This is a genomic window from Azospirillum endophyticum (assembly GCF_016595245.1).
GTDB classification, from domain to species: domain Bacteria; phylum Pseudomonadota; class Alphaproteobacteria; order Azospirillales; family Azospirillaceae; genus Azospirillum; species Azospirillum endophyticum.
This window is the reverse complement of record NZ_JAENHM010000015.1, coordinates 64,646-75,369: the sequence shown is the minus strand read 5'-3', so window position 1 is coordinate 75,369 and position 10,724 is coordinate 64,646. Positions and strand designations below refer to the sequence as shown.

The 10,724-nt window shown below is 66.7% G+C and carries 9 protein-coding genes; 5 read left to right on the top strand and 4 right to left on the bottom strand.

The annotated features are described in order from the left end of the window. Positions 1-32: 32 nt before the first annotated feature. Both JHL17_RS04350 and JHL17_RS04345 read left to right on the top strand, forming a co-directional pair. Positions 33-1,724, top strand: a complete 1,692-nt coding sequence (locus JHL17_RS04350) for a methyl-accepting chemotaxis protein (RefSeq protein ID WP_200190829.1) — start codon at positions 33-35, stop codon at positions 1,722-1,724. Positions 1,725-2,083: 359 nt separating this feature from the next. After that, a complete protein-coding gene (locus JHL17_RS04345) occupies positions 2,084-4,135 on the top strand; it encodes an ATP-binding protein (RefSeq protein ID WP_211113310.1) in 2,052 nt (683 codons plus the stop codon). 30 nt (positions 4,136-4,165) lie between these two features. On the opposite strand, the gene JHL17_RS04340 is transcribed toward JHL17_RS04345, so the two are convergent. Beyond that, positions 4,166-4,834 (bottom strand): NAD(P)-dependent oxidoreductase, encoded by a 669-nt coding sequence (locus JHL17_RS04340; RefSeq protein WP_200190827.1) that lies wholly within the window; start codon positions 4,832-4,834, stop codon positions 4,166-4,168. A 70-nt stretch (positions 4,835-4,904) separates the two neighbouring features. After that, positions 4,905-5,378, bottom strand: coding sequence for an SRPBCC family protein (locus JHL17_RS04335; RefSeq protein ID WP_200190826.1), 474 nt, complete (start codon positions 5,376-5,378; stop codon positions 4,905-4,907). Positions 5,379-5,488: 110 nt separating this feature from the next. Here JHL17_RS04335 and JHL17_RS04330 point away from each other — a divergent pair, with 110 nt between their 5' ends. Further along, complete coding sequence (locus JHL17_RS04330) at positions 5,489-6,391, top strand: LysR family transcriptional regulator (protein ID WP_200190825.1); 903 nt, start codon at positions 5,489-5,491, stop codon at positions 6,389-6,391. Between the two features lie 107 nt (positions 6,392-6,498). Here the strand turns inward: JHL17_RS04330 and JHL17_RS04325 are convergent, their stop codons facing one another. Continuing rightward, a complete protein-coding gene (locus JHL17_RS04325) occupies positions 6,499-8,400 on the bottom strand; it encodes a PAS-domain containing protein (RefSeq protein WP_247893304.1) in 1,902 nt (633 codons plus the stop codon). Between the two features lie 332 nt (positions 8,401-8,732). Here JHL17_RS04325 and JHL17_RS04320 point away from each other — a divergent pair, with 332 nt between their 5' ends. After that, positions 8,733-9,197, top strand: coding sequence for a hypothetical protein (locus JHL17_RS04320; RefSeq protein ID WP_247893303.1), 465 nt, complete (start codon positions 8,733-8,735; stop codon positions 9,195-9,197). A 106-nt stretch (positions 9,198-9,303) separates the two neighbouring features. Here the strand turns inward: JHL17_RS04320 and JHL17_RS04315 are convergent, their stop codons facing one another. Beyond that, positions 9,304-9,867 (bottom strand): TetR/AcrR family transcriptional regulator, encoded by a 564-nt coding sequence (locus JHL17_RS04315; RefSeq protein WP_200190823.1) that lies wholly within the window; start codon positions 9,865-9,867, stop codon positions 9,304-9,306. A 114-nt stretch (positions 9,868-9,981) separates the two neighbouring features. On the opposite strand from JHL17_RS04315, the gene JHL17_RS04310 reads away from it, so the two are divergent. Beyond that, positions 9,982-10,638, top strand: a complete 657-nt coding sequence (locus tag JHL17_RS04310) for a glutathione S-transferase (RefSeq protein ID WP_200190822.1) — start codon at positions 9,982-9,984, stop codon at positions 10,636-10,638. Positions 10,639-10,724 lie beyond the last annotated feature (86 nt).

Below are 10,724 nucleotides of genomic sequence, written 5' to 3'. Positions count from 1 at the left end.
GGATATTCCTCCTGCCAAAGATGAGCCGGCCCATGGGCACCCTGCTAACCCGCATCAGCATCAGCCGCAAAATCTCCGCCGTCGTCATCCTGATGACCGTGATCGCGTCCGTGGTCGGCGTCATCGGCTTCGTCGCGATCCAGACTTTCGGCGGCAAGATCGACGAAATTCAGGTTCGCTCGCAGCGGGCACTGCTTGCCGAGCAGGTCAGCAGCCTGATCTACAAGACGGTGATGGACAGCCGCGGACTCTATGCCGCCCGGTCGAAGGACGAGGCTCTGCTGTTCAGCAAGGGAATCACCGACTCGACCGCCATGATCGGCAAGCGCATGGCGGAATGGGAGCGCCTGCTGACGCCCGACCGCAAGGCCGACTTCCAGAAGATGGTCGCCAGCGCCAACGACTTCATCGCCATCCGCAACGAGGTCGCCCGCCTCGGTGTCGAGGTCTCCCAGGAGGCGGCGCAGAAGCATGGCGACACCCCGGAAAGCCGGTCCAGCCGCACGGCGCTGGGCAAGTCCATGGAGGCGGCGGCACAACGGAACATCGACAGCATCCAGCAGGCGAACGACGAGCTCGATGCCTACAGCGCGCGCATGATCACGCTCATGCTGGTGGTCGGCGTCGGCGGCATCGGCATGGCGGTCGTGGTCAGCATCGCCGTCTCCCGCTCCGGCATCGTCAAGCCGATCACCGGCATCACCGAAACCATGTCCCACCTCGCGGACGGCGACCTGTCGGTCGAGGTGGCGGGCAAGGACCGCGGCGACGAGATCGGCGGCATGGCCCGTGCCGTCGAAGTCTTCCGTCAGAACGCGCTGGACCGCGCCCGCATGGCGGCGGCCGAGGAGGCGGAGCGCCTGGAGAAGGAACGGCGCACCGCCGCGGTGGAAAGGCTGGTCGCCGGCTTCGACAGCAGCATGTCGGGCATCCTGCGCACGGTCAGCGCCGCCGCCACCGAACTGGACGCCACCGCGCAGAGCATGACGCACACCGCGGACCAGACCAACAGCCAGGCCGCCAGCACGGCGGCGGCGGCCGAGCAGGCTTCGGTCAACGTGCAGACGGTGGCGTCGGCCACAGACGAGCTGACCGCGTCGATTTCGGAGATCAGCGTGCAGGTTTCGCGCTCCACCGCCATCGCCGGCCAGGCGGTCGGCGAGGCACAGGCCACCAACCGGCAGGTGCAGGGGCTGGTCGAGGCCGCCCAGCGCATCGGCGACGTGGTGAAGCTGATCACCGACATCGCCAGCCAGACCAACCTGCTGGCGCTGAACGCCACCATCGAGGCGGCGCGCGCCGGAGAAGCCGGCAAGGGGTTCGCCGTGGTGGCCAGCGAGGTGAAGAACCTCGCCAACCAGACAGCCAAGGCGACGGAGGAGATTTCCGGCCAGATCCAGGCGATGCAGCAGGCGACCGGCGAGGCCGCCAACGCCATCACCGGAATCGGCGGCACCATCACCTCGATCAACGAGATCGCCACGTCGATCGCATCGGCCATCGAGGAACAGGGCGCCGCCACCGGGGAGATCGCCCGCAACGTCCAGGAGGCGGCGCGCGGCACCGAGGTGGTGACGGCGAACATCGCCGAGGTCAGCCAGGGCGCCACCCAGACCGGCAGCGCCGCGACCCAGGTTCTGGGAGCGGCGGGCGAACTGTCCCGCCAGTCGGAGCAGATGAAGGTCGAGGTCGAGCGTTTCCTGGCGGGCATCCGCGCGGCGTGAGGAGCCTGCGGAGGACGGGGAGTTCCCGACCATATCCTCCGCTGCCGACGGGACCGGCGAGAAAAGCGAAAACAACTTTCGATGGGAAAGGGCGGCTTCGGCCGCCCTTGCGTTTTGACAAGCGGAACGATCGGAACGGATACCCAGCTGTACGACGATCGGAAGTCCTTGAGTGGCATTTCCCATGACTGTGCGATTGCATGGGATCCTGCCCTAATACATAATCCGCCGAAAATTGCCCTTTCCGCATATTTACTACGTTGAATTGCTCTCACGCGCCTGCTGGCAGATAGAACAGGGCGGCGACGGAACCCGTGGTTCGACCGGATGAGGGAGAGAATTGAGTGGCGGAACAGCGATTGACGTCCGATGAGCCAGACCGGAGCGAGGACCGCTATCGTGCCTTGTTCAACGCCATCGACGACGGCTTCTGCATCATCGAATTCATCGAAGACGCCGACGGCTCGCTCGTCGACTATGTCCATGTCGAGGCCAATGCGGGTTACGAGCGTCAGACCGGCATCCCGGACGTGGTCGGCATGACGGTCCGGAAACTGGACCCCGCCGAGGCGGACGCCTGGATCGACCTGTATGGCAGCGTGCTGCGAAGCGGCCGGCCGATCCGCTTCGAGCGCTATTTCACGCTGGTCGAACGCTACATCGAGGTCTCGGCCGCAAGGCTGGAACCGGCGAGCCGGCGCCAGGTCTCCGTTCTGTTCCGCGACATCACCGCCCGACGCCGGGCGGAAGAAGCCCTGCGCATCAGCGAGGCCCTGGCGCGGAAGAATGTCCAGCGGGTCCAACTCGCGCTGGCGGCCGGCGCCATCATCGGCACCTGGAACTGGGACCTCCCCGCCAACCACTTCACGGTGGACAAGCCGTTCGCCGACGCCTTCGGCCTCGATCCCTCGCTGGGCCGCGACGGGCTCAGCCTGGAGCAGGTGATCAGCAACGTCCATCCCGAAGACAAGCCGGGTCTGATCGTCGCGGTCCAGGAGGCCATCGGCCGCGGCGGAGCCTATGCCCACCAGTACCGGGTGAAGCGGGCGGACGGAAACTACTACTGGATCGAGGCGAACGGACGGGTCGAGCATGGGCCGGACGGCACGCCGTTGAGCTTCCCCGGCGTGCTGCTGGACGTCCAGGAGCGCCGCTCCGTGGAGGCGGAGCGCGACCGGGCAACGACGGCGCTGCGCGCGCTGAACGAGACGCTGGAACAGCGCGTTGCCGAACGCACGGCCGAGCTGATGCGGGCCGAGGAGCAGCTGCGCCAGTCGCAGAAGATGGAAGCGGTCGGACAGCTGACCGGCGGGCTGGCGCATGACTTCAACAATCTGCTGGCCGGCATCTCCGGTGCCCTGGAGCGAATCGCCGCCCGGGTCGACCAGGGGCGCATCAACGAACTGGACAAGTTCATCATCGCCGCGCAGGGGGCGGTGCGGCGGGCCGCGTCGCTGACGCACCGGCTTCTCGCCTTTTCCCGCCAGCAGACGCTGGCGCCGAAGGCGGTCAACGTCAACCGGCTGGTCGGCGGGATGTTGGAGCTGGTCCAGCGCACGGTGGGACCGGCCATCCAGGTCGAGATGGTCGGGATGTCCGGCCTGTGGGCAACGATGGTCGATCCGTCGCAGTTGGAAAACGCGTTGCTGAACCTGTGCATCAATGCCCGCGACGCCATGCCGGCGGGCGGGCGGATCACCATCGAGACCGGCAACCGCTGGATCGACCGCGAGGGGGCGCGGCAGCAGGACATGCAGGAGGGCCAGTATGTCTCGCTCTGCGTGTCGGACAACGGCACCGGCATGACACCGGACGTGATCGAGAAGGCCTTCGACCCCTTCTTCACCACCAAGCCCATCGGCCAGGGCACCGGGCTGGGGCTGTCGATGATCTATGGCTTCGCCAAGCAGTCCGGCGGGCATGTGAAGATCTATTCCGAAGTCGGCGAAGGCACCATGGTCTGCCTGTATCTGCCCCGCCACCGCGGCGAGGCGGAGGAGGACGAGAACCGGGACGAGGCCGCGGTCACCCAGCCGGCGCGGGAGGGGGAGACCGTCCTGGTGGTGGACGACGAACCGAGCCTGCGCTTCCTGGTGGTGGATTTGCTGAACGACCTGGGATACGTGGCGATCGAGGCGGCGGATGGTGTCGCCGGACTGCGGATTCTTCAGTCGGACACGCGCATCGATCTGGTGGTGACGGATGTCGGCCTGCCCGGCGGCATGAACGGCCGCCTGATGGTGGATCTGGCCCGCGTCGGCCGTCCGGCGCTGAAGACGCTGTTCATCACCGGTTTCGCCGAGAATGCACTGCTCAACAACGGCCAGCTGGAGCCGGGCATGTCGGTGCTGACCAAGCCCTTCGCCATGGAGGTGCTGGCGGCCCGGATCCGGGAGCTGATCGCGGGATAAGGCGGGATATCCTGCATGCTCCCCGACCGTTCACGAGGTGATCAGCGGCGAGCGATGGAGCCATGCGCCGTCGCGAACCTGATCGAGGACGAAGCCTGCGACATCTGCCCGCGCTATGGTGCCACCGTGAAAGCCGGACAGATCCGTGAGCATGCGGACCGCCCCGCGGGCGGGCTTGTCGTTGAGCACCGTTGGGCGAACCAGGACCCAGTCGAGCCCGCTGTCCCTGACGATGGCCTCCTGGCGATTCTTGTCGGCATAGACCTTCCGCAGAAGAAGCGGGAAAATTACATGGTCGAACAGAAAGCCGCCATGGCCCGCGCTGTCTCCGGCGCCGATGCCCGTGATGGTGACGAGGCGGGCGACCCTCTCGGCCTTCATCGCGTCCACCAGCACCTGCGTCGCTGACGACAGCAGGGTCACCTCGCGAACCGGGCTGGCGGGTGTGCCCAGCGCACTGATGACCGCCTCCCGGCCTTCGAGCGCCCGACGCAGGGCGCGCTCGTCGCGGGCGTCGCCGGCGATGAGCTTTGCCCCGTCAAGGCCGCGCGCCCTTTCAGGGGACCGCACCAGAGCGGCGACATCGTACCCCCGCGCCAGCGCTTGGCCGACAATCAGGCGGCCGGTGCCGCCGGTGGCACCCAGGACCAGGATCCTGGGAGCAGCGGACTGGACGGTGCCGGTTTCGGAATTCTGCATGGTGTTGGCCTCCGATGGCGAAGCGCCTCGCAAGAGGCGCCCCGCGGGCTGATGGACACTCGTGTGGCGGTCAGAGCCGGCCCGCGGCCAGCAATTCGCGGGTACGCTTCAGCGTGGACAGCAGGGCGGCCTTGTAGCCCTTGTCGCTGTCAAACTGCGCCTGTTCGGCCTGTTCTTCCGGGCCGTTCGGCACCCTGCCCCGCAGGCCGAGATAGCAGTAGAAGCGGAGCTGCAGCGCACCGGCTTCGTCCTCATACAGCTCGTTGACGATCGCGCCCTCACGCGGTCCGGTGGCCTGAAAGAAGGTGACCTTGCCTTGCGGTTCCAGGGAGATGATCTCGCGGAGATCGGCGCCGGCGATCGTGGCTTCCCGGACGAAATGGGTGGCGCTTTCCTCCACGACCTCGCTGCGGGTGCAGAGGCCGGGCGGCAGGAACTCGCGGGCGTCGCTGGCCTTCAGCTCCAGGCCGGCCCAGACTTGCGCGCGGGTGAGCGTGGTCTCGCCTTGCGGGTTCACCGGGACGGTGGCGGTCGAATAGATCATGGTGCTCTCCTGCGGGTGGGGGGTGGACCTCTTGACACCCCGACTATGCGCGGCCCATTGATGGCCCAATAGACGCTATTTCTGAACGCGATGTCTCACAGGTGGAACGAATGGATCTGCTGGCTCTGGCCGATTTCAATCTGGTCGCCCGCCATGGAGGGGTCGGCCGGGCTGCGCGTGCATCGGGGCGCCCGAAGGCGACCCTGTCCCGGCGGGTGGCGGACCTGGAGGCGAGCCTCGATCTGCGCCTTTTCGAACGGGGAGCGCGCAAGCTGGCGCTGACCGAGGAAGGCCGGGCCCTATTCGAACGAACCGGCCTGCTGCTCTCCGAACTGGAAGAGACGGCCGCGGCGATCGCGTCTGGCGGAGAAAAGCCGCGCGGCCGGTTGCGGATCAGCGCCCCGCTGCTGTTCTCCCAGACCGCGATGGGAAAGATCGCCGCGGGCTTCGCATTGCGGTATCCGGAAGTCAGGCTCGAAGTCACGACGGAGGACCGGGCCGTCGACATGGTCGAGGAAGGATTCGATCTGGTGATCCGCGTCAACCCCGATCCGGACGAGACCCTGGTCGGACGGGCCTTCCTGCGTGACCGTCTGGTGGTCGTGGCAAGCCCCGGCCTAGCCCGTCCGGCCGGAGACCTCGCTTCACCTGCCGTGGTGCGGACGGCGGGTGATCGGGCGGACGACCGGCGGTCCTGGAATGTGAAGACGCCGGACGGCCGGGCGGCGATCGGCTTCACCCCGGTGCTGGTGCTGTCGTCGCTGATCATGGTGCGGGATGCCGTGCGGGCCGGCGTCGGCGCCGCCTGCCTGCCTGTGTCGTTGGTAAGCCGCGATTTGGCCGACGGCACGCTGGTGCATTGGGCTGATGCGGACAGCCCGGACATCGCCTTGTGGACGCTCTATCCGTCGAGACGGCTGCTGAGTGCCCGGGTATCGGCGTTCCTCGACCATCTGAAGCAGGCTTTTCCCAATGGAACGCCCGAAGAGTTGGCTGCGTATATCGGCGGGTGACGGCCGTCGGCCCACTGGTCCGCCTTGAATTCCCTACGGAGCCATCATGGCCCGGAATGCAGCGTCCTGACACGGGACGGAGCGGCCGGCATGCCTGGTCGCAGCCACTACCCCACCGGAAACCTCAGCAAAAACCGCGTCCCGGTCCCGGGGCCATCCTCCAGCGCGATGCTGCCGCGCATGGTGCCGGTCATGATGTTGGCGCAGATGCTCAGGCCCAGCCCGCTGGCCCCCGTGGCGCGCTTGGTGGTGAAGAAGGGGTCGAAGATGCGGGAACGGATTTCGGCCGGAATGCCCTTGCCGTCGTCGGCATAGCGCATCTCGATCCAGCCCGACGGCAGCCGGCGGGCGGTCAGCAGGATGCGGCCGCTCGCACCCTCGTCATAGGCGTGGACCAGCGCATTGATGATCAGGTTCGACAGCACTTGCGCGAAGGCGCCGGGATAGCCGTCGACGATCAGACCGCTGGGTATGTCCAGTTCCACCGTCACGCGGGTGTGGCGCAGGCGGGGACGCAGGCTCAGCAACACTTCGTCGATATAGGCGGCGAGATCAAAGGACCGGCGTTCACCGCTCGCCTGATCGGAGGCGACCTGCTTGAAGCTTTGGATCAGGCCGGTGGCACGCTCCACGTTGGACAGGATCATTTGCGTCGATTCCCACGCCACCTCCAGGAAGTCCTGGAAATCGCTGCGACGGATGCGGTTCTCCTCGAACAGGGCGCGGATGCGGCCGACCTCGTCCGCAAGGTGGGAGATCGCCGTCAGGGTGACGCCGATGGGGGTGTTCACCTCATGCGCGACGCCGGCGACCAGCTGGGCCAGCGAGGCCAGCTTCTCCGCCTGGATCAGGCTGGCCTGGGCGTCGCGCAGTTCGGCCTCCGCCCGCTTGCGGGCGGTGATGTCCAGCGCGACGGTGACGATGTGGGTAACCTCGCCGTCCTCGTCGGTCAGCGGCATCTTGGTGCTCAGCCAATCGCGCAGGCATCCGGTGGCGTCGGGGGCGCGGTCCTCGTGGAAAGGGACGCCCTGCCCGCTTTCCGCCACCAGCCGGTCGAGGGCCGCAGCCCGCTCGGCCGCCGCTCCCGGCGGCGGGGCCGCGGCCGGACCGTAGGTCTCGCGGTAGAAACGGTTGGTCAGACGGACCGTGCCGTCGCGATCCTTCACGTCGATCAGCGCCGGGATGGCGTCGATCACCCCGGTGAGGATCTCACGGCCCTGGCGCAGCGCCTCGTCGGCGATGACCCGCCCCGTGATGTCGGTGAAGGTCCGCACCTGCCCGCCGTCCGGCAACTGCACCACCCGCACCTCGATGAGGCGGCCGTCGCCCTGGGGCCGGGCATAGACGAACTCACGCTCCGGCCGGCCGATACGCTCCATCAGCCAGGCGGTCTTGGCATCCAGGTCGTCGCCGAATTCGGGGGCATCGGCCGGCATCTCCACCATGCCGTTGGCGATCTGGAGCCGCACCACATCCGGCAGGGTAGGGCTGCTGCGCAGGATCTCGTCAGGCACGCCCAGCAGATCGAGCGCGTTGCCATTCCAGGCGATGTAGCGAAGGTCACGGTCGAGCAGGACGATGCCTTGCCCGATGTTCTCCAGCGTCAGGCGCAGCAGGTGGCGCTGGATCGCAAGATCGTCCTCCGCCCGGCGACGCTCTGTGACGTCGCTGTAGGTTCGGACGAAGCCGCCGCCGGCGGTGCGACGGGTCCGCACCTCCAGCACGCGGCCGTCGGGGCGGCGATGCTCGTAGAGCGCCGGATCGCCAAGGCGCGCCCGCTCCAGTTGGCGGGCCGCGATGGCATCGGGATCGCCTGGGCCGTATTCGCCGCGGCGGGCGAGCAACTGGACGATGCGGGCATAATCGGCGCCGGGCCTGTAGCCGCGCGGTACGTCGAACATCTCGTAGAGCCGGCCGTTGATGACGCGCACCGTCAGGTCGGCATCGACCAGCATCACGCCCTGGTCCATCTGTTCCAGCGCGAACGCGGCAAGGTCGTCGCCGGACAACGGTACCGGCGCGGTCCTGTCAACCGGGGAAGGGCGATCCTTCGGAAGGTCGGGGATCCGGGCTGACAAGGTAGGCACGCCATCCATCGTTATGCGGGTCCGCAGGCGGACCATCCCACTGTAACAGCCATGCCGGGTCGTGCCGAGCCCCCGTCCGCATCCCAAGGTCGCAGCTTCAGAACATTTATGGGATATTTTAAGAATTCCGGAACCTTTGTCCCGGTAGCCTGTTTCGCAGTCAGGACGGTTTGTGCAAGATCGCCGAATGCGCGATACTGTTCTCGCCTTGCCCCTTACTCCGCGCTCCCCCGCCCGCTTGAGGTAACCGCCCCTTGTCCGGACTGGCCGCCCTTCCCGCACCGACCAGCGCGATGCCCAATTCGGGCTTGGCGAAGCTGCGTCAGATGCTGGCGAGCGATGCCGCGGCGGTCCAGCCCATCCGCCGCGTCCCCGGCGACGACGAGCGCAAGCGCGGCAACCAGGGAGCCGAGGCGACCGGCGACGCCCTCCAGGGCAGCGGTCGCGCCGATGCCGATGCGACGGCTGCACGGGCACGGTCGGCGAGCGGTTCGGCGGGCGGCTTCGCCATCGGTTCCGCGGACGACGGGGCCAGCCCGGTCATTGGCGGACCGGTGCCGCTGACTGCCCTTCCCAACGCCGGCTATGTCGCGCAGAGCATCCACCAGGAAGCGATGGGCAGCGGCCTGACCATCGAACCATGGTCCGAGGCCATCGACGCCTACCGCCGCGCCGATGCCGGGGTGAACACGCCGATGATCACGCAGATCGCCATATAGGAATCGCGACGGCCTTCCACTGGCCCTTCGATGACCTTCCGGTGGGACACCGGCCGGTGCATCCCCTGCGGCCCGCCCCCATATGGGCGGAGTTCGGAGAACCGGATCAGGTCGACAGGAGGCCGATGCCGCGGTAGCTTTCGATCAATGCGTCATAGAGCGCAATGTCCGAGCGGCTCCTCGCGACGAGCTGGGCACCGGCGACGGCGGCGAAGATGGCGCGGGCTCGCGCTTCGCACTCGTTGGAACTCGCCAGACCCGCAGCGGAAAGAACCCTGCTCAGCCACATGACATTCACGTCGGCAAAGGTCAGGACCTCCGTCTTCACCGCGTCCGGCAGGTCGTCGAGCTCGGCAGCCATGAAGCTGCAAAGACACATGCGATTGTCGTTCTCGAGCGCCTTGCGGAAGATATCGGGATACCGCTCCAAGCAACGGGCCGGGTCTGGAATTTCGGCCAGCATGGACTCGAGAACAGCCGCGGCATCCTCCCAATAGCGTTTGGCGACAGCGGCACCGAGATCGGCCTTGCTCGGGAAGTGATAGTGGATGCTGGCGGCCTTGATGCCCACCTCGGCCGCAAGATCGCGGAAATTCAAGCCGGCATAGCCATGCGCCTGTGCGGTCTTGCGGGCCGCCGCCAGGATTGCCTCTCGGGAATTCACACTCATTCCATTGCCTCGCTGTACCGCCGCCAACCTACCAAGTGACAGATAGACATTGACAGCCGGAATGTGAAGATCTTATAGGTTGCCTATCAAGTGGCAGGTAGATAGGAGTTCGCAATGAAGATTTACGATTGGCCGACCGGCCCCTATCCGGCGCGCGTGCGGATCGCCTTGGCAGAGAAGAACTTGCAATCCCAGGTCCAGTTCGTGACGGTCGATCTGTGGAAGGGCGAGCACAAGACGCCCGAGTTCCTCGCCAAGAACTACTCAGGCACGCTGCCGGTGCTCGAACTCGACGACGGCACCCTCCTTGCCGAATGCACGGCCATCACCGAATACCTGGACGCGCTTGATGACGCTCCCCTGCTTACCGGCAGGACTGCGCGCGAAAAGGGCATGATCCACATGATGAGCAAGCGTGCCGAGTTGGAGCTCCTCGACGCCGTCAGCGTGTATTTCCACCACGCCACGCCGGGGCTTGGACCTGATGTCGAGCTCTACCAGAACCCCGAATGGGGATTGCGCCAACGCGACAAGGCGGTGAGGGGCATGCGTTACTTCGACGGCATCCTGAGAAAGCAGCCGTTCGTGGCCGGCGAGTTCTTCTCGATGGCCGACATCACCGTCATCGGCGGTCTGATTTTCGCAGGCCTGGTGACGTTGCCGGTGCCTGACGAATGCGATGCCCTCCAAGCATGGTATGCGAGGATGCAGGAGCGCCCCAGCGTCAAGAACCGGGTGACGATGTCGACGCCGGCCCCGGCCTCCGCTTGAGATCATCGATACTGCCGGGACTCTCGGCGGCGCATCGATATCCCGGTGTGCGGTAGCGGCACATGCCGCCGCGGCTTCCGATCCCG